Below are 18,812 nucleotides of genomic sequence, written 5' to 3'. Positions count from 1 at the left end.
TTAGTTCTCTTGAAGAAAGGAGCCTTGCACGGTTTCCTCCGAATTGCGGGGAACGGTACAGGTTATCTGGGGGAAATTTGTAAACTCGATTGAATGCGCTTTGAAAATCACTTAGTGAAAATCTTTGATTTTTCATAACTGAAGACATTCGGCCAAACGTAAATAAACCACCAAAATGTGAGTTTGCGCTCATCCTTTGGTGGTTTTGTTTGTCATCGAATTGAAAAAATACGAAGGCCACAATTAATCTCTAAGACAAACAACAAATGATTACTAACCTACTGGCTTAAGAGGACTTATTTTAAGATTGAATTTTCTACGAGTTGCGAATAGGTTGTACGAATGTTCTAATAGGTTCAGTGTTTTTGCCCAACAAACTGAATAACATGTGACAAGCCCTTATGCAGTTCTCCTTCATGACGATCAACCTCACCCATAAAAAAGTGAACAATCCGCCAATTTGAAAAGATTTGTAAAAACTCTTCTGGAGTATATAAAAAGTCTAAATCTTTCGGGCCTCCACTTTGATATGGAATTTGGTGAATTGAATATACTTCTGTTATAAAATATCCACCTGGCTTAACTGCTTCTTTCACTTCCTGAAGTGTTTTCTTTCGTAATTCTGTTGGGAAATGTCCGAATATACAAACAAGCTCATCCCACTGATCTTTTTTCCATAGCGCCTCATTTAAGTCAGCAAGTTCTGTTTTAACGACAACATCTCGAGTTTCAGCAAGCCTTTTAGTTTTTTCTAGCCCAGATTCCGCGTAATCCCAAACAGTTACATTCATTCCTTGTTCAGCTAAAAAAACTGCGTTACGGCCTTCACCTTCCGCAATTGCCAAAGCATCACCTGTTAATTGAAGTCTTTTCTGTATTTCTGTTAAAAATACGTTTGGTTCAGTACCGTAAACATAGTTCTCATCTCGAAAACGAATATTCCAGGGGTTCATAGTCTATTCTCCTTTTATTTTAACTGTAGAATGTCATTTGTTATTCTTAATCAATCTTAAACAAAAAATCCCCATAATGAAAAGAAAAGGAGTGGACTAATATGAATGACATCGGAATACTTTCTGCTCTAGCAGGCTGGACTTTCTTTTTCCTCTTCATGTGAATTTCCTCGAATTCCAACATTTATGCCACATTACCTTGCGGAAAAAATTGCAGATTCTTAACTGGTAGTGAATTGAACTAAACTCTATTTGTGTTTCGTCGAATTCATTATCAGTAAAGAAAGATACTAAAAATCAGGGCTTATCTGAATGTGTTAATATTCAATATATAGAACTTTGATTTCTGTTGAGGGGGGCATAATATGTTTGTGCATAAAATTGATGAGGAATTATATTTGAAATTGATTCAATTAGAAGATAGTGAAAGGATCTTTGCGTTAACGAATCAATCTAGAGGTTACTTGCGGAAATGGCTTCCATGGCTTGATACAAATAAAAGGGTAGAGGATACAAAAGTATTTATAGAATTATGTTTAACAAGCTATGCCAAGAATAAAAGTATGAACACCGTTATTTTATTCAATGGAGAAATCGTTGGTGTTGCTGGTTTTAATGAAATTGATTGGTCAAACAGAATCGCATATATTGGTTATTGGCTTGGACAGGAATATCAAGGAAATGGAATTATGACGAAGGTCGCAAAAGGCTTAACTGACTATGCTTTTAATGAATTAAAATTAAATCGGGTGGATATTCGAGCTGCTGTGGAAAATAAGAAAAGTAGATCGATCCCAGAAAGATTAGGTTTTGTAAATGAAGGTCGAATTAGACAGGCAGAGTGGCTATATGATCATCATGTTGACCATATCGTTTACGGAATGCTAGCTGAAGATTGGAAAGAAAAGGGATCCAGCGTATTTAATACGTAAAATGAGTGAAAAGAAGGACTCTCTAGTCAATAATAAAGTCTAGAGAGATTTATCTTTCAATCGTAATTTGTTTGTGAGTAACTTTATTTTCTCACTCCATTTCACTTTTTTCGTCATTTCTTCTTCTGCTGCAACCCTAAAGATAATTCGATTAACAAAGAAATAGATTAACTCCTCAAAAAGAGCAAAGGCAATAATCGGAATAGTGATGATGAGAATCCAATTCAACATGAATATCTCCTTCCTACATGAATCATCCATTCATGTATATTCAAAAGTATACTAACCATTACCTAAATAAGTGTGAAGTATTAAACCTTATGAAGGGGATAACAAATAGATATAGAATTCATAATGTGATGATATCAAATAAAACAAAGGAGATAAAAAATGAATAAAAGTGTGAAGGAAACTTATAATCAATTGGCGCATGATTATGAACATAATGTAGATTATAAAAATTTGTATAACATAGCTTATGAAAGACCAGCAATGATTTCTCAACTTCCAGAAAGTATAGCAAACAAACACATACTTGATGCAGGTTGTGCGGCTGGATGGTACACATTACAATTAGCCAAACTTGGTGCTAAAGTAACTGCGACGGATATTAGTCCAAATATGGTTGCAGCAACTAAAAGAAGGGTTGGAGAAAAATCAGATGTTTTTTGCATGAATTTAGAAGATAAGCTCCCCTTCGAAGATGAATCATTTGATTTCATTGTTAGTTCGTTGGTACTTCATTATATTAAGGACTGGAATAAAACATTTAGTGAATTCAGAAGGATATTAAAGCCAGAAGGTAAACTGCTATTTTCAGTCCATCATCCATTTATGGATATCAAAATGTCCGAAAGTAAAGATTACTTTTCTACTGAACTTATTATTGATGAATGGAAAAGAGGAGGCAAGATGCTTGAAGTTCCATTTTATCGCCGACCACTTCATTTGATTCTAAAGGAAACATTGGAGTATTTTACAATTGAAAGAGTTGTAGAACCTCAACCGACTATAAAATTTAAAGCACTCGAGCCGGAAAAGTACGAAAATTTAATGAAAAATCCCCATTTTATAATTATAAAAGCGTGCAAATAAAAATTTAAATGAAAAGAAATATTGCTGTTATTTAAATTCAGTATCTCCTTCGATGCGCCCCTTACTGAATACGAAATTAAAAGGCCCAGTAAAAACTATTTTGGGGGTACTTCTAGTATTGTGAAAGAGTTGTTTTTAAAGGAGAGTAAAGCATTCTAGTCATATCGTTTCTTTGCAAAACATATTAATATAAAATGCCGTTTTCTGAATAGCTATTGGAAGGTAAAATAGTTTGCGATCATTGAAAAAAAGTAAGTTAAAAGGGAGGATGAATAATTGAAAATTTCTGAATTAAATCCCGAGAAACTAACAGATAAATTAATGACGAACCTACTATATGCCGACATAAATGATGACTTTAAAAAAGGGGATTGTATATTTGTTTTTGGTAGCAGTAAAGCAGTCCAATACCGATTACCAAAAGCTATTCAATTGTACAAAGAGGGGAGAGCTAATAAAATATTATTTTCTGGGGGCGTAGCATGGAACGGCAATTCTTTACCTGAAGCAATGCTTTTAAAAGCCAAGGCCATGGAGTTAGGAATACCAGAAAAAGATATACTAGTCGAAACTGTTTCTACTAATACAAAGGAAAATATACTAGCTTCATTAATCGTTTTAGATCGACTTTTTCAGCTGCATAAGATTGAAAGATTATTGATTGTAACAGCTAGTTACCATATGCGCAGAACGTATCTAACCTTAAAAACATATATGCCAAGTTGGATAAAGTATTCCCTTTGTCCAGCTGAAGATCAAAATACAAAACAAGAAAACTGGTTTTTAAATGTATATGGTAGACAGAGGGTCGTTGCAGAGTCTAATAAAATAATAAATTATGTGCGGTTAGGCTCAATTGTAGATGATCATATACACTTCAGATAATTTCTATCGTTCCTTATACCAGCCCAAGAACATTGATGTGGGTTGGAAGAATATTGATCTCTCCTTAGGAGCACATTTACATCGGAAATAGGTCAAAAGGATTGTAAATCCAATGAATAATCTTCAAATTTGTATAAAAATTTACAAAATTGTAAAATAAGAGCTGGAAATAGAGTATTATATTAAAAGTGGAGGTAATGTTGTGGACTTGAACGGTCTTGAATTTTAAAAAGACACTTTTTTATTTAAACGATAGACAGCGCTTTCAATAAAGAAGTGTAATTGAATGTAAAATATTAATGAAGGTAAATGAATAACAACATACAAAGTTGACAAGGGAGTGAGATGAAAAGGTAGGAAATTTAACATGTAAAAGTAAAATAGGAGCTAAAACAAAAATCTGAAAATATTATACTACTAAACATAATTTTATGAAATCACTTCCATGAGGACGTTTTACTTATATTAATGAAAAAAGAGGAATGTATGGAGGTTTAGCATGTATATGCTTGATATTTTGCCAAGTCACATAAAGAATACCATAAGTGGCTCTTTACAATTAGTTGCTAAAACAGACGTTGATGAAATGGGGACTTTTATTGAACAATGGCTCATTATAACTGAAACAGGAATTTCAGTGTTGGGTCAAGAGGGAGAGGTCATAAAGAATCTACTTTTCAGTGAGGTGCAAGGAGCCCGTACTATATCCTCAATAGGTTGTGGCAACCTCATTATTGAAAGCACAACAGGTCCAATTGTCTTTTTAAGATACACGGCTGGTTTATCAGGAAAGTTCTCCATTGTGGCAAATGTAATTGAAAAATGGTGTAAAGGGGAGGATCTCCCATCCATTTCGGAAAAAGATTTGCCGAGGAATTGCCCAATATGTAATCGCCGACTTCAGGAGGGAACTAACGTTTGTCCCTTGTGCATAGATAAGAAGAAAGTCATTACGCGAATACTTCAATATGCCACACCATATAAGGGGCAAATGGTGCTAGCAGCGTTATTAATGATTATCGTTACTTTAATAGGGTTAGCCCCACCATTTATTACGAAAGTTATTGTTGATGATGTGCTACAAGCAAGAAATATGGGTTCCATTTTATTATTACTAGTGGTGGCTATTGGTGCAACACAATTTATCAGCGCATTAACAACCGCATTAAGAGGATATGTGGGGGTTCGGATTGGTAGTAATATCATGGGAGATATTCGGAAAGATACATATCAATCTCTTATTGGGCTTTCTTTAAGTTATTTTGATCGTCGACAAACATCACAATTCATCGGTAGGGTGAATAGTGACGCGGAAGCCATTCGGCAGTTCCTAACAGATGGTGTCATGTATATCTTTGGTCAAGTGCTTATGTTTATCGCTATTCTAGCGATGTTGCTTAGCTTAAATTGGCAGCTTGCATTGTGGGCATTATTGCCGACACCTTTGATTATACTCACATCATTTATTATTAGACCATATGTGCGCACTCGATGGTACCGGCAATGGCGTGCGATTAACAAACTCAATCAAATTGTAGGAGATTCATTGCAGGGTTTTAGAGTTGTAAAGGCATTTGGTCAGGAAAGAAAAGAAACAGATAGATACATGGATGGAAGCACAAAGTTAGTAAAGGAAACAATCAAGACAGAGGGACTTTGGCAAGGTATCTTCCCTTTATTATCTTTTATCACTGGTTCTAGTACATTATTGATATGGTACTTTGGTGGATGGGGCGTCATTAACGAAACGATTACGCTAGGAACATTAATGGCTTTTATCTCCTATTTAGGTATGTTGATGGCCCCGTTACAATGGTTTAGTCAGGCAATTAACTGGATGAATAGTGCTTTTTCGGCTGCTGATCGAATTTTTGAAGTAATAGATGCACCTAATGATGTACCGAATTCACCAAATGCTACATCCTTACCGAGGATAGAAGGACATGTCAGGCTGAACCATGTAACTTTTGGATACGAGTCACACGAACCCGCGTTAAAAAATGTAGATTTAAGTGTGAAGCCTGGAGAAATGATTGGACTAGTTGGTCATTCCGGTGCGGGGAAATCGACCTTGATTAATTTAATATGTCGATTCTATGATCCTAACCAAGGAAGTATAACAATTGACGGAATTGATTTAAGAAACATCGAACAAGAAGATCTTCATAAACAAATTGGTGTCGTGCTACAAGAAACATTTCTTTTCGATGGTACCATAGCAGAAAATATTGCTTATTCAAAACCTGATGCTAGTCCTGAAGAAATTATTCGAGCGACAACAATTGCAAATGCTCATGATTTTATTGTAGAGATGACAGATGGTTATGATACGATGGTTGGTGAAAGAGGTCATCGCTTATCAGGTGGTCAAAAGCAACGAATCGCTATTGCACGAGCTATCCTTCATGATCCGCGCATCTTGATATTAGACGAAGCGACTGCTTCAGTGGATACTGAAACCGAACGAAAAATTCAAGAAGCTATTTCGCGACTAGTTAAGGGAAGAACAACATTTGCGATTGCTCACAGACTTTCCACATTAAGAAACGCGGATCGATTAGTTGTGATTGATAAAGGTAAAATGATTGAAAGCGGTACACATGAGGAATTAATAGCACTACGTGGAAAGTATCATGAACTTGTAGAAGCCCAAAAGGAACTTTCAAAAATAAAAGGGGTTGTAAGCTAATGGAAGAGTTATTTGATTCACTTTTTTTACAACCGGGTGAGATTCAATTACAGAGACAGACAGGAGGATTATTGCAGGCAGTAATAAAGGGAGATATGCATGAGGAAGTAATTATTTATCAGGCTTTTCCTTTTACCAAACCAGCACAATATATTTCGTTTAGGAATGCTGAAGGGGAGGAGTTAGGTATTGTAAAAGATTTGTCTGAGCTTGATTCACTGAGCAGAGATGAGTTGGAAACAGAGTTGCATCTCCGTTATTTAATTCCGAAGGTGACGAAAATCAAGAAAATAAAACAGGAACCGGGGCTATGGGTGTTCGATCTCATTACAGACCGGGGAAATTTACGTATGCTGATGCGCAATCTTCATGAACACATTAAAATTTTAAATTCGGAAAGAATTTTATTTACGGATATTGATGGGTTAAGATGTGAAATAGCGGACAGAAACCAACTTGATTTTAATAGTATGAAGGAATTGCAGAAAATTATGTGATGGTGATGTTATAAGTGGAATATTACATAAAGAAAAATTAATACCAAGGAATACGGAGCGGAATAAAAAGCATTATTGATAATATCTAAAAAAAACTTGCGAGAATGAATTTAATTGATGACCATTCATTCGCAAGTTTTTTAGTTGTTTTAGGCATTCGTATTTGTTTTATTTTCAAATTTAACTACTAAACTTTCAGCAATACTACTAGCGATGGGTAATTTAAACAGTTCTTTGTTATAAGCTTTGACCATCAGCACAATCCATAATATTAAGTTTAATAATTGAATGAGTGTGCCTAGTATTCCACCAAAAAACGGGACGAAACCTACTACGTAAGCTGCAATTTGAAGGCCGACGAATGTGACGGTTGATTGCATTGCATGAAATTTAACGAATGGGCTTTTCTTTTCTAGTATGAAAAAAATAATACCAGTAACAAATACTCCTAAGTAACATAAAAGTCCTGCGATATTATTCTCTAATCCCGTCGATGACTTTATATATGTGGGATTATCTTTTGGTTGAATATTTTGTTGATCCTCCATTTTTTTTACCTGCCTTTCTGTAATATATATGATTTTAGATGTTTAAAAGTGTATCAATAAAAACCGGTATTTACCATCTGAATATGGAAAGATAACACTAAATACCTATAATTTTCTTTGAAATAGGGTATTATTACCCGTGGTTCAAATTTCCTGATTTCTGATGTAACCGATTGCGACTACCGTATTTTACCAAATGGTACTTCAATCAATTAACCTTCCAAATCTTAATAACATTAGCAGATGTGGGAGTAAATGGGCTTATAGCAATGGATGTGAACTCTTATATGTGTAGCATTGTGAATAAAAAGGACATTTAATTGTGCTTGACGAAGAACATTATAGGGGTTTTTGAAGAAGGGAATTATTAATAGTGCCTTTATTTATGTAGAATGAATCACGAGAAATAGAATATTATGATGATTGCTTATAACTGAATGGAAAGCGAAAAAATAAACGAATGGAGTATTTTAAGGAGGAAACAACTTGAGCAATAATCAAGATAAAACACAAAATAAAGAGTAAAAGAAAAATCCTATGAGTAATTTCGCCGACTCTGTTAATGGTTCCATGGGTGGGGATTTTGGTGCTTCAATGAAAGGAGGCTGCTTAAGTAAGATTATTACAATAGCGATAATTATACTTATAGGTATTCTTTTTTCACAATGTTCCTCTTAAATGAGTATTTGTATATGGATCTGTAATTGGAAGATTTGATTTGAAATCGTTTTGCGAGAGGTGAAGTATGGAAAAGAAGATTTATATTGTTCGACATTGTGAAGCACAAGGGCAATCTAAGGAAGCAAATCTCACTGAAAAAGGATTTGATCAGGCCATCTATGTAGCTAACTTTTTTTCAAATATTAAATTGGATCGAATTATTGCAAGTCCGTTTTTACGAGCTATTCAGTCAATTGAACCACTAACAAAGCAAGCGAAGATTGAACTTGAAACAGATGACAGACTATCAGAGCGGATATTAAGTAAAACTGAACTTCCAGATTGGCTTGAAAAGCTTAAAGCAACATTTAGTGATATGGATCTTAGTTTTGTCGGTGGAGAGTCAAGTAATGAGGCTATGGGGCGAGCGGTAAATATAGTTGAGGATATTTTGAAAGGTAATGCTGAAAACACGTTGATTGTTACTCACGGAAATTTGATGAGTTTACTAATAAAGAAGTATCGTAGTGATTTTGGCTTTGATTGTTGGCTAAAGCTTAGTAATCCCGATATATATTTATTGAGGTTAAAAAACAATCAATCTACCATTCAACGGATTTGGAAATAACACAGATTCATTTGAATATGATGAATTGAAGAGATATAGATGTACGCATTAAAAAAATTGAAGTACATACACATTTGGGAGGCGTTCTTTGTGAAGATAGAAGCGGTTTATAGTGATTTGCCTGTTTTAGAAACGGAACGGCTTATTCTCAGAAAAATAACCATGGCTGATGTGGATGATATATATAAGTATGGATCGAATGAAGTTGTTTCAAAATATGTAACTTGGGATACGCATAGGTCAATTATGGAGACAAAAGAATTTGTCGCATTTGTTTTAAGTCAATATGAAAATAAGAAAGTAGCTCCATGGGGAATGGAATATAAGGAAAATGGAAAACTTTTAGGGACGATAGACTTTGTTTCGTGGCAACCAAATCATCATCGTGCTGAGATTGGATATGTCCTATCACAAGCATATTGGGGAAAAGGGTTAACTACGGAAGCAGCTAAGGAAATCATTAGATTTGGTTTTGAAAAAATGGAATTAACTCGTATCCAGGCGAGATGCCTTGTAGAAAATGTTGGATCACAACGAGTAATGGAAAAGGTAGGAATGTCTTTTGAAGGCATAAGTAGAAAAGGAATATGTATAAAAGGAGAACATCAAGACTTAAAAATATTTTCTATATTAAAAGAAGAGTTTTTAATTCCACATTCAGAAAAAATAAATCATTCGTGATATAGACAATCCAATCCAGTTTACAATGGAGGAGAAAATATTGTTGTTTGAAAAAGATAGTATTATTGTTAGGGAGTTAGAACGAAGCGACGATGTATTATTAGCAAAATGGCTTTCTGATCCTGAAATCTTGGAATACTATGAAGGACGAGACAATGCTTTTGATATTTACAAGGTTATGAAAACTTTTTTTAACGAAGAGGATATAAATCGATCTATCATTGAATTTGAAGGTGTTGCAATCGGCTATATTCAATTTTATCTGCTAGATGAAAAAACTATGGAAGTGTACGATTATCCGATTGACGAAAAAGTAGTTATTTTTGGTATGGATCAATTTATCGGAGAAGTAAACTATTGGAATCGAGGTATAGGCCAGGCACTCATTCATTCTATGGTTAATTATTTAATTGGCCAAAAACAGTCCATTAAGATTGTGATGGATCCGCAAACATGGAATGACAGAGCGATTCATTGCTACGAAAAATGTGGTTTTCAAAAAGTGAAACTCCTACCAAAACACGAGCTTCACGAAGGTGAATACCGTGATTGTTGGTTAATGGAATATACAAAAAACGGTGTATGATGGGGTTTCACGAAAGATTATATAATTTATCGTCATCGACTAATGTTTATCAAAGATTAATAATATACAAAGTCCTTGAAAATCAATCGAATCAAAAAGTAAAAATCCTAAACAATGGGTAGTGTAGGACGTTAAGGAAATTCAATATTAAAAATCCCTATTCCACAGCATTAAAATTGAAAAATTGTTTTTTTTTTCGTAACTCCAAAAACACGTCCTTTAATGGAGGAGCGAAAAATATCGATAACGGGGAAATATTTATATTTATTGGAACGAATATGATGATTTATCTTCATTATGTATATTTCAACAAAAGAAATCGAATGAAAAATCCTGAGATTGTCCCCGGTATCACAAAAAGGATAGGTACATAACACCCCTAATAAGGCTAATATCAAAGAATACATTAATCCGACCGTCACTGAATAGGCTACAAAGACAAAGGGAAGAAAAAGAATATTGGTGTTTTCCAGCTCTTGCGTCTTTGTAGGCATCCCGCATCGCAAAGAATTATAGACAGGGATAAAACATCAACCATCCATAATTTGTTTACTGATTGCTTCTTCAATATTCCATGAAAACTCAATAAGATGGCTTCAATAAAGTTTGCCTGTATATTGATTGAAAACTCAAGGAGGATGAACAAAACACCCTTTAAATATTTACCATTTAGCAATTGCCCAAGGTCAGGCAAAGCAATACTCCAAAAGAGTTTCTCCATTAAATTACTCTTTTCTTTTTTTTGCTAATTCATCGATTTGCTGCTTTGGGTGGTTCTTCCATCCAACCGTTGTCAATCATAATGTTTGCCCCCTCTTCGGCATATTTCGCAATCTTAGCCATTAAACGGGTGTACACCAATCCTAAATCTTGATCATGGCTAATCGATATTGACCAATCCCTGAAGCATCATTAATTTATCGGAAAATGGCGGAACGGTGGAATTTGTTACCTCTGAAGTCATAATCTTAGTTGATGACAGATGTTCCTCATGTAAATCAGAAACCTCAAAGTGCTTCGAAGAAATATCCCTACCTCATAGCATGAACTGTCGAACTTCCTTTGATTTGACAACCTGACTAAATCCAGTTATTAAGGCTTCACCGAGTGTATTTCTTTCTGCTTTATAAACAAGATTTGCAATTTCAATCCCCAAAAGCGGACGACGATCACCCAACCATCCATTTAAAAATGGTTGTTTCTTAACAAAATCGACCTGCTCAGGTGTTGGAATATAAGGCGCGCGAACAAATAGACCATTTTTTAATGCGAGTTTTCTTGATCAATCCGACAGTTCTCTTGTTTGTGCGATACATTCAGAATAAAAAGCATCCGTATCATCCCGTGTTGAAAGAGAATGCATGACGCTTTGTGCACTTAAATCAAAGCTACACATATTCAACATGTAAAGTAGTATCATTGTATCGGAAAACAAACGAGGTGCTTCCGTAAGCACCTGGTTTGGCCGACTGGAATTGGGTATTGTTCCATGCATATGTGTGATGGTTTGAACGCGTTTTTGAGAATAGTCCAACGCATACTTTAGGAGTTCACAAATATTTTCATTTTCAACGGTTGCTAAAAAGTACTTTACACCACAAATAATCATGGTGCTAGCTTGATAAGTTGTCCATAGATTAGAGATTTCCGCTGAAGTCAATTTGGCTTGATAATCATGTTAACCCCTCCAATAATTTCATTTATATCCCCTCCAGATTTTATGTGGGAGCATTAAATTGGATGGCTCGTTTTCGACAGAATCGATAAGAAATCAACCATCCAATTTCGGTGGTACCTCCAGTCATCCTTTAGCAACCGTTTGTACATTCGTACTGAAGGATAGTTTGTGGTCTTTAACGTATTTATACTATATCCGTTAAGTTTAGGAGAGGGAGATCTATATCGTGATATGTACAATCTAAATCTGTTTTCAATAGAGGAGAAAATATTGTTGGTTGTAAATGAGAATATTATAATTCTAGTGTTAGAGAAATGCGATGGTGTTTTTATTAGCAAAATGGCTATCTGATCTTGTGAATACTATGATAAATGAATGATGTGGGGTATCTAAAAGGTGAATAATTTATCGTCATCTAAATTTTAACTTTTAAACGTGTTATATAATAGTTAAAACAAATTCACTCTCCAACTGTTCCATAACAGAAAAAACAACACCCCTTTTTAGTATTGGGGGTTGTTGCTTTTTATTAAAGTTTTGTACATTTATCGCAAGTAGTACCATAGCATTCATGTTGTTCTGCAACTTGATCTCCGCAATTAGTACATATCTTTGGAGGCAAGTTTTTGAAAAAGTCGACTACATTTTGAATCATTATCTTCACTCTCCTGTTGTTTTTGTAGTAGTACTGTCCTTTGTTATTCACATTGTATTATAACAGTTATGTGAGTGTCAACAGTATTTTTTAAATATTAGAAAATATAATTTTCTCAGAGATTCCACTTTAATAATGCATTTCTGTATCTAGTTTCGCTGGTGTTTTTATTAAAAAGTGAAAAAATAGATGAATTGGATGAAATAAAGTATAGTAAAAGAGGAATGAATGTCGTTCGAAGGAGTGTTGAAGATGGAGATCACAGTGATCGGTCATTGGGGCGGTTATCCCAAAGTAGGGGAAGCGAGCTCTGGATATTTGTTAGAACATGACGGGTTTAAACTTTTAATGGATTGTGGAAGTGCAGTTTTATCACAGCTACAAGTGTATATAAAGCCAGAAGAGCTGGATGCAGTTGTACTTTCGCATTATCATGCTGATCATATTGCAGATATTGGTGTACTTCAGCATGCACTTTTAATTGATAAATATATGAGTGGAACGAATCAAAATGTACCTATATATGGTCATCAGCAAGACAAAATGGCATTTGCAACTTTAACCTATAAGGATATTACAAAAGGGATAGCCTATGAGCAGGATAAAAGTTTCCATATTGGTCCTTATACGGTTGAATTTTTACAGACGAAGCATTCAGCAATATGCTTCGCGATGAGAATTTCTGCTGGTGGGAAAACTCTTGTATATACTGCGGATTCAGGTTATTTTGAAGAGTTAATCGATTTTGCTAGCGAGGCGGATGTTCTTCTTTGTGAATCGAACTTTTATAAAGGCATGGATGCTGCGGCAGCGGGACATATGACTAGTGAAGAAGCGGGACTACTCGCTTCCAAATCAAATGTAAAAAAACTTGTTCTTACACATTTACCGCATTTTGGTGACCTACAGCAATTAGTAATAGAAGCCAAAGAAAATTTTACAGGCGAGGTTTGCCTTGCTTCACGAAGTTTGAAAATTACCGTTTGAAAAAAAGGAGAAGATGAAGTTGTTATTTATTGATAACCAAGGGATTACTGATCCACGAATAAACCTGGCGATTGAGGAATATGCTTTGAAAAACTTAGATGTAAACAAGTCTTATTTATTATTTTATATTAATGAGCCTTCGATTATTATTGGGAAAAATCAAAACACAATTGAAGAAATCAACACAGATTATGTAGAGAAAAACAAGTTACATGTTGTTCGTAGATTATCTGGTGGTGGTGCTGTCTATCACGATCATGGCAATTTGAATTTCAGTTTCATTACAAAAGATGATGGAGAAAGTTTTCTTAACTTCAAAAAGTTTACTGAACCAGTTGTTCAAGCATTGAAGAAACTTGGTGTTGATGCGGAAATGAAGGGACGTAATGACATTCTTGTTGGTGAGCGGAAAATTTCGGGTAATGCTCAATTTTCAACTAGAGGTAGAATGTTTAGTCACGGTACACTTATGTTTGATTCTGAAATTGAAAATGTTGTTTCTGCCTTAAACGTTCGGAAAGATAAAATAGAGTCTAAAGGAATTAAATCGATCAGGAGCCGAGTTGCGAATATATCTGAATTTCTGGAAGAAAAATTAACGATTGAACAATTTAAAGAAGTACTACTACACAATATTTTTGAAAACGTTGACCCAATCCCCGAATATAAGCTTACAGATAAGGATTGGGAAAAAATTCATGAAATTTCAAAAAAACGTTATCAAAACTGGGATTGGAACTATGGAAAATCACCAAACTTTAATATTCAGCATTCACATCGCTTTCCCGTAGGCCATATTGAATTCCGCCTGGATATTCATAAAGGTCAAATTACGAATTGCAAAATATTTGGTGACTTTTTTGGTGTTGGTGATGTAAGTGAAATTGAAAAGCGCCTGACAGGAATTCGTTATGAGCGGTCTGATATTGCTAGAGCGTTAGCAGATATCGAGATTCCACATTACTTCGGAAATGTTACTAATGATGAAATTGTTGAATTGATCTATTAAATCAATCTGAAGGATAGAATGCTGGTCAAGGCGACGCGTTCTATCCTTTTTTTGAAATGCCGATAGAATGTGGGCGCTTTTTTGCAGTAAAGTGAAAATAATAAAATACCTAGTATCGTAAGCAATCACTAATAAACAGAACTAACAAATTTCTGACACTATATAAATGTAGATAAGTACAAAAGAAGATTGCAATGGAAGCGATAATCAAGAAATTACAGCCTTATTTTAAAAGGAGAAAAGACGCTGATTACTGGCGAGCTTGCTAGAGAAATTGGGCTAACTGAGGATGGGCAATTACGAATGTATGCTGAATATGATTTAGAAGAGGATCCCCTGGAGGAAACGATGACGAAAGAGCAAATCAGGGACATGACTGATCGTTTTCTTGCTGATATATTTCCGGAGTTATCCTCTAATCTTCATTTGTCAACAATTGCCGATCTGGCTGTTTTTTATGTGCTAGATTATTGCCAGAAAGATACACGTTTCGGTTGGGGAATGCCCAATTCCGGTGTTTCCTTTTGTGAGTATAAAAATAGAATGATTATGGATATGACAAATGAAGTATATTGCACTAAATATGTTTGCGTTTGGTACTGGTGTAGTAGAGATGATTTTAACCACCTTTATCTATGTCGACCTCTCTCAATGAAAAAGTAGAAGATGAGGTTCCTTGGAAAAAGGCGATATACGCATTTGGTGTTACGGACGAGACCTTCTCAGTTGCTGCAACAAAATCAGGAACCGTGTCTACTGGGTATTTATTCGGTCTCAACTTGATTGCTTATTTAAGCTGGTGTGTTTGTTCGAATTGGATTTGTTATTGGAGCGAGCTTACCTCAGGTATTGCAAGAAAGCATGGCAATCGCCTTATATGCGATGTTTGTTGGCTTACTTGTTCCGTCTATGAGAAAGAGTGCAAAAGTAGCATATCTTGCATTACTAGCGGCATCGTTCAATAGTATTTTTGTTTTTTTCTGAAATGATGAGTAAAGGCTGGGGGATTATAGCCGCAACAATATTGTCAGCGGTACTTATAGAAGTATGCGAAACGATCGAAGAAAGGAGACAGCCGCGCCATGAGTAGCTCGGTTATTATCATTACGATTATCGGCATGGCGGTTGTCACCTATTTGCCGCGAATGATTCCATTTATTATGTTTAGAGGCAAAGAGCTTTCTCCTTTTGTACAAGGAGTACTAAAAATGTCCCGTATGCAACACTTGGAGCGCTAATATTCCCTGCTGTTTTTTTTATTCAAGAAGGCGAGATGATGTTCGGAATTGTAGGAATGGCAGCTGCTTCCTTATCGCTTTTCTTGGTGCAAATGTAATAGTAGTTGTACTTGGGGCTATTGCCATTTTGAGTGCCTATTCTTGGATACTATAACTTAGCTTAAAAATGCCATCGTGTATAAGCGATGGCATTCATTTGTCTCACCAAGGAACATTTTTGATGTTTTCCAAGATTAGATCAATTTCCTTCAATTCTTCTTCAGAAAAATCACCTTGATTTAACGCTTGTACGTTTTCTTCAATCTGGCTGACGCGACTTGCTCCAATTAATGCGGAAGTTACACCAGCTTCTCTAAGAACCCAACTAAGTGCCATTTGAGACAAGGTTTGCCCGCGTTTTATTGCCATTTTTTCTAGTTGACGAAAGCTTTCTATGCGCTCTGTAGTGAACGTTTCAGGCTTCAGTGTGCTAGATGAAGAACGCGATTCGGCATCTATTTTATCTACATATTTATGTGTTAACTGCCCTCGACCTAGCGGACAATAGGCAATGGACCCTACACCGCTTTCAGTTAAAACATCAGTTAAATCATCTTCAATCCAGCGGTTTAGCATCGAATAATTTGGCTGATGAATAAGACAAGGTGTCCCGAGTTTATGTAAAATTTCAATTGCTTGCTGTGTTTGTTCTGGGCCATAATTGGATAAACCAACGTAGAGAGCTTTTCCCGAACGAACAGCGTGATCCAATGCCCCCATTGTTTCTTCTAATGGTGTATCAGGATCAGGTCTATGGGAATAGAAAATATCAACATAATCAAGACCCATACGCTGTAAGCTCCGGTCAAGACTAGATAATAGATTTTTTCTTGAACCCCATTCGCCATACGGGCCTGGCCACATATGATACCCAGCTTTTGTCGATATGAGAAGCTCATCTCTATATACTGCTAAATCCTGCTTGTAAATTTGTCCAAACGTTTCCTCAGCTGAGCCAGCAGGGGGGCCATAATTATTAGCTAAATCAAAATGAGTGATTCCCAAATCAAAAGAACGTAAAATCATCTCACGAGAGTTTTCTAAAGGCATATTACCTCCGAAATTTTGCCATAAACCTAATGAGATCGCTGGTAATCTAAGGCCACTCTTTCCACAACGATTATAAGTCATTTCATTGTATCGGCTTTCACTTGCTTGATAAGTCATATAAAATACCAACCTTTCTACTTTAAAGTTAAAATCATCTTAATTATACTGTTGATAAGCATTTAAATATATGATTTTTTAATTCTTTATATGGCATAATGCATTATATTCTAAAATTTGATAACCTTTAATCGCATAGCGAGATCTCCGAATACTAGATAAAAAATAATAAATAGCTAGTTCTAATTGAAGTTATTTTTTCTACATATAATAAGAGATGGACAGGAGGTTTGAATTATGATTAGAAAATGGGCGCTTAGAGCAATCTTGGCTTATGTTTTATTTGGTATTGTAATGTATGCTTATTTATTTTATATGGTGGATACTTCCATCCCTGAGGCGCTTCAAGGAACAAAGGTGGATCCAGCGACATTTCTCAATAGTCGAGAACTAATGTTGAGTGAGGAATTTTCACAAATTCGTAATTTGCTCTTTTTTTTAGCGACGCCATATGAATGGCTCTTTTATTTTTTCCTTTTGATCTTTGGCATCTCCTCCGCATTTGAACGCTGGGCAGATAACACATCCAAATTTTTTGTAATCAAAATTTCCATTTATTTATTTTGGCTTTCACTTATATCTTTTATTATTATGTTTCCATTGAGTTATCTTTCTTTCATGATTTCAAAGTCATACAATATTTCCACGCAAATATTTTCGTCATGGATGAAGGATAAGTTCATTGGATTTTGGGTGGAATACGGAACAATGCTTCTCATCATTACTGTGTTGTACGCGTTGATGAGAAAGTTCAAAAAGCGCTGGTGGCTTGCAGCTTGGGTGCTGTCGATCCCATTTTCCATTTTTATGATGTTTATCCAGCCCGTGCTTATTGATCCTTTGTATAACGACTTTTATCCTTTGAAGGATAAAGAACTTGAAACAAAAATATTAGCAATGGCAGATGAGGCGAATATTCCCGCTCAACATGTATATGAAGTCGATATGTCGAGTAAAACAAATTCTTTAAACGCCTATGTGACAGGTGTTGGCTCGAATTCACGAATTGTACTTTGGGATACGACGCTTGAACGGCTGACAGATGAGGAAATCTTGTTCATTATGGCTCATGAAATGGGGCATTACGTAGAAAAGCATATTTATATTGGTATTGCAGGCTATGTGCTATTATCATTGGTTGGTCTCTGGCTCACTGCTAAGATAATGGAGTGGTGGATTGCTCGGCGAGGAAAGTCATGGAAGGTTAAAAGTGTGATGAATATAAGTTCCTTGCCTGCATTCCTTTTAGTCACATCGGTTCTCCTATTTGTAGCAAGTCCGCTGACGAACTGGGTGTCGCGCTACCAAGAGACAAGAGCTGACATATATGCTATCGAGATGACTGAGGACAAAGAAGCCGGTGTAAAGACATTTCAAAGTTTGACAAAAGCTGGGCTTAGCCAGGTAAACCCACCATCCTTAGTAAAGCTTTTTCGTTATGGCCATCCTACTATGCTCGAGCGAATTCAAATGATCGAAGAATATCAAATAAAAGAAAAGTGAATATGCACAGTAATCATCCACATATTTACTTCCATAAAAAGACATCCCGTTTATAATAAAGGGGATGTTTTTATTTGCGGTTATTCACTTAATAAGATTGATAATTCTTTGGAAAGCGAACAAAAGGATTCTTTGTCCTTGCTGTCAAGTGCTCTGTCAATGTCTAAACGAAGTTTTTTCTCTTGTCTCTTCTTCAATATCCCTTTTAAAAATAAATCAATTTGTGTTTCCAATTCAGATGTTTCTTTTTGAATCTGGGTCATCGTATACTCTTTCAGCAATTCCTGATAGGATTTCTTCTTCTCCATCGATGATCACCCCTGATACCTTTTTTTAATTATACATGCAACATAAAAAAAAATCAATCAAAAGAGTTTGAATT

General features: G+C 35.4%; 23 protein-coding genes and 2 pseudogenes. 15 read left to right on the top strand and 10 right to left on the bottom strand.

Annotated features, from left to right (window positions below):
• Nucleotides 1-356: 356 nt before the first annotated feature.
• Nucleotides 357-953: a class I SAM-dependent methyltransferase gene (locus tag MHB53_RS08565; RefSeq protein WP_340917219.1), complete on the bottom strand. Its 597-nt coding sequence runs from the start codon at nucleotides 951-953 to the stop codon at nucleotides 357-359.
• A gap of 365 nt (nucleotides 954-1,318) precedes the next feature.
• Here MHB53_RS08565 and MHB53_RS08560 point away from each other — a divergent pair, with 365 nt between their 5' ends.
• Nucleotides 1,319-1,885, top strand: coding sequence for a GNAT family N-acetyltransferase (locus MHB53_RS08560; RefSeq protein WP_340917216.1), 567 nt, complete (start codon nucleotides 1,319-1,321; stop codon nucleotides 1,883-1,885).
• A gap of 39 nt (nucleotides 1,886-1,924) precedes the next feature.
• On the opposite strand, the gene MHB53_RS08555 is transcribed toward MHB53_RS08560, so the two are convergent.
• Nucleotides 1,925-2,116 carry a hypothetical protein gene (locus tag MHB53_RS08555; RefSeq protein ID WP_340917214.1) on the bottom strand — a complete coding sequence of 64 codons (192 nt, stop codon included), beginning with the start codon at nucleotides 2,114-2,116 and terminating at the stop codon, nucleotides 1,925-1,927.
• Between the two features lie 159 nt (nucleotides 2,117-2,275).
• Here MHB53_RS08555 and MHB53_RS08550 point away from each other — a divergent pair, with 159 nt between their 5' ends.
• The 4 genes from MHB53_RS08550 to MHB53_RS08535 all read left to right on the top strand — a co-directional run bounded on the left by MHB53_RS08550 (nucleotide 2,276) and on the right by MHB53_RS08535 (nucleotide 7,051).
• Nucleotides 2,276-2,980, top strand: coding sequence for a class I SAM-dependent methyltransferase (locus MHB53_RS08550; RefSeq protein ID WP_340917212.1), 705 nt, complete (start codon nucleotides 2,276-2,278; stop codon nucleotides 2,978-2,980).
• A gap of 276 nt (nucleotides 2,981-3,256) precedes the next feature.
• Entirely contained in the window at nucleotides 3,257-3,865 is a 609-nt protein-coding gene (locus MHB53_RS08545) for a YdcF family protein (protein WP_340917210.1), read from the top strand.
• A 499-nt stretch (nucleotides 3,866-4,364) separates the two neighbouring features.
• On the top strand, nucleotides 4,365-6,554 hold the full coding sequence (locus MHB53_RS08540; RefSeq protein WP_340917208.1) for an ABC transporter ATP-binding protein: 2,190 nt from the start codon (nucleotides 4,365-4,367) through the stop codon (nucleotides 6,552-6,554).
• Nucleotides 6,554-7,051: a DUF1854 domain-containing protein gene (locus tag MHB53_RS08535; protein ID WP_340917206.1), complete on the top strand. Its 498-nt coding sequence runs from the start codon at nucleotides 6,554-6,556 to the stop codon at nucleotides 7,049-7,051. Before MHB53_RS08540 ends, MHB53_RS08535 begins: the two co-directional genes overlap by 1 nt.
• Before the next feature lie 149 nt (nucleotides 7,052-7,200).
• Here MHB53_RS08535 and MHB53_RS08530 read toward each other — a convergent pair whose 3' ends face one another.
• Nucleotides 7,201-7,599, bottom strand: coding sequence for a DUF4870 domain-containing protein (locus tag MHB53_RS08530; protein WP_340917204.1), 399 nt, complete (start codon nucleotides 7,597-7,599; stop codon nucleotides 7,201-7,203).
• 745 nt (nucleotides 7,600-8,344) lie between these two features.
• On the opposite strand from MHB53_RS08530, the gene MHB53_RS08525 reads away from it, so the two are divergent.
• The 3 genes from MHB53_RS08525 to MHB53_RS08515 all read left to right on the top strand — a co-directional run bounded on the left by MHB53_RS08525 (nucleotide 8,345) and on the right by MHB53_RS08515 (nucleotide 10,154).
• On the top strand, nucleotides 8,345-8,887 hold the full coding sequence (locus MHB53_RS08525) for a histidine phosphatase family protein (RefSeq protein ID WP_340917202.1): 543 nt from the start codon (nucleotides 8,345-8,347) through the stop codon (nucleotides 8,885-8,887).
• 90 nt (nucleotides 8,888-8,977) lie between these two features.
• Entirely contained in the window at nucleotides 8,978-9,568 is a 591-nt protein-coding gene (locus tag MHB53_RS08520) for a GNAT family N-acetyltransferase (RefSeq protein ID WP_340917199.1), read from the top strand.
• A gap of 37 nt (nucleotides 9,569-9,605) precedes the next feature.
• On the top strand, nucleotides 9,606-10,154 hold the full coding sequence (locus MHB53_RS08515; protein ID WP_340924561.1) for a GNAT family N-acetyltransferase: 549 nt from the start codon (nucleotides 9,606-9,608) through the stop codon (nucleotides 10,152-10,154).
• A gap of 430 nt (nucleotides 10,155-10,584) precedes the next feature.
• Here the strand turns inward: MHB53_RS08515 and MHB53_RS08510 are convergent, their stop codons facing one another.
• The 5 genes from MHB53_RS08510 to yhfH all read right to left on the bottom strand — a co-directional run bounded on the left by MHB53_RS08510 (nucleotide 10,585) and on the right by yhfH (nucleotide 12,487).
• Nucleotides 10,585-10,875, bottom strand: coding sequence for a hypothetical protein (locus tag MHB53_RS08510; protein WP_340917197.1), 291 nt, complete (start codon nucleotides 10,873-10,875; stop codon nucleotides 10,585-10,587).
• A gap of 29 nt (nucleotides 10,876-10,904) precedes the next feature.
• Nucleotides 10,905-11,039 carry a DUF3231 family protein gene (locus MHB53_RS08505; protein ID WP_340924558.1) on the bottom strand — a complete coding sequence of 45 codons (135 nt, stop codon included), beginning with the start codon at nucleotides 11,037-11,039 and terminating at the stop codon, nucleotides 10,905-10,907.
• 151 nt (nucleotides 11,040-11,190) lie between these two features.
• Nucleotides 11,191-11,388, bottom strand: coding sequence for a DUF3231 family protein (locus MHB53_RS26315; RefSeq protein WP_445661507.1), 198 nt, complete (start codon nucleotides 11,386-11,388; stop codon nucleotides 11,191-11,193).
• A gap of 48 nt (nucleotides 11,389-11,436) precedes the next feature.
• Nucleotides 11,437-11,814 (bottom strand): DUF3231 family protein, encoded by a 378-nt coding sequence (locus tag MHB53_RS26310; protein WP_445661411.1) that lies wholly within the window; start codon nucleotides 11,812-11,814, stop codon nucleotides 11,437-11,439.
• Between the two features lie 547 nt (nucleotides 11,815-12,361).
• The gene (yhfH, locus tag MHB53_RS08500; protein WP_340917195.1) at nucleotides 12,362-12,487 is read right to left on the bottom strand and encodes a protein YhfH; all 126 of its coding nucleotides are present in this window, start codon (nucleotides 12,485-12,487) and stop codon (nucleotides 12,362-12,364) included.
• Between the two features lie 252 nt (nucleotides 12,488-12,739).
• Here yhfH and MHB53_RS08495 point away from each other — a divergent pair, with 252 nt between their 5' ends.
• The 6 genes and pseudogenes from MHB53_RS08495 (at nucleotide 12,740) to MHB53_RS08470 (ending at nucleotide 15,875) form a co-directional block, all read left to right on the top strand.
• Nucleotides 12,740-13,474, top strand: coding sequence for an MBL fold metallo-hydrolase (locus tag MHB53_RS08495; protein ID WP_340917194.1), 735 nt, complete (start codon nucleotides 12,740-12,742; stop codon nucleotides 13,472-13,474).
• Between the two features lie 19 nt (nucleotides 13,475-13,493).
• Nucleotides 13,494-14,483 (top strand): lipoate--protein ligase, encoded by a 990-nt coding sequence (locus tag MHB53_RS08490; RefSeq protein ID WP_340924557.1) that lies wholly within the window; start codon nucleotides 13,494-13,496, stop codon nucleotides 14,481-14,483.
• A 303-nt stretch (nucleotides 14,484-14,786) separates the two neighbouring features.
• A complete protein-coding gene (locus MHB53_RS08485; RefSeq protein WP_340925021.1) occupies nucleotides 14,787-15,146 on the top strand; it encodes a hypothetical protein in 360 nt (119 codons plus the stop codon).
• Nucleotides 15,119-15,235, top strand: a pseudogene (locus MHB53_RS08480) (AzlC family ABC transporter permease); the annotation flags it as partial. The gene MHB53_RS08485 and the pseudogene MHB53_RS08480, both read left to right, overlap by 28 nt.
• Before the next feature lie 49 nt (nucleotides 15,236-15,284).
• Nucleotides 15,285-15,467 (top strand): hypothetical protein, encoded by a 183-nt coding sequence (locus MHB53_RS08475; RefSeq protein ID WP_340925019.1) that lies wholly within the window; start codon nucleotides 15,285-15,287, stop codon nucleotides 15,465-15,467.
• 98 nt (nucleotides 15,468-15,565) lie between these two features.
• Nucleotides 15,566-15,875: pseudogene (locus MHB53_RS08470) on the top strand (AzlD domain-containing protein).
• 47 nt (nucleotides 15,876-15,922) lie between these two features.
• Here the strand turns inward: MHB53_RS08470 and mgrA are convergent.
• Nucleotides 15,923-16,927: an L-glyceraldehyde 3-phosphate reductase gene (gene mgrA / locus MHB53_RS08465; RefSeq protein WP_340917192.1), complete on the bottom strand. Its 1,005-nt coding sequence runs from the start codon at nucleotides 16,925-16,927 to the stop codon at nucleotides 15,923-15,925.
• A gap of 237 nt (nucleotides 16,928-17,164) precedes the next feature.
• Between mgrA and MHB53_RS08460 the strand changes: the two genes are divergently transcribed.
• Entirely contained in the window at nucleotides 17,165-18,430 is a 1,266-nt protein-coding gene (locus tag MHB53_RS08460; RefSeq protein WP_340917190.1) for a M48 family metallopeptidase, read from the top strand.
• Between the two features lie 80 nt (nucleotides 18,431-18,510).
• Here the strand turns inward: MHB53_RS08460 and MHB53_RS08455 are convergent, their stop codons facing one another.
• Nucleotides 18,511-18,738 carry an IDEAL domain-containing protein gene (locus MHB53_RS08455; protein ID WP_340917188.1) on the bottom strand — a complete coding sequence of 76 codons (228 nt, stop codon included), beginning with the start codon at nucleotides 18,736-18,738 and terminating at the stop codon, nucleotides 18,511-18,513.
• Nucleotides 18,739-18,812: the final 74 nt, after the last annotated feature.

The sequence above is a fragment of the Bacillus sp. FSL K6-3431 genome (assembly GCF_038002605.1).
In the GTDB taxonomy this organism is placed as follows: Bacteria; Bacillota; Bacilli; order Bacillales; family Bacillaceae_C; genus Lederbergia.
The sequence above is the reverse complement of the archived record's forward strand: the minus strand, read 5'-3'. Positions and strand labels throughout refer to the sequence as shown.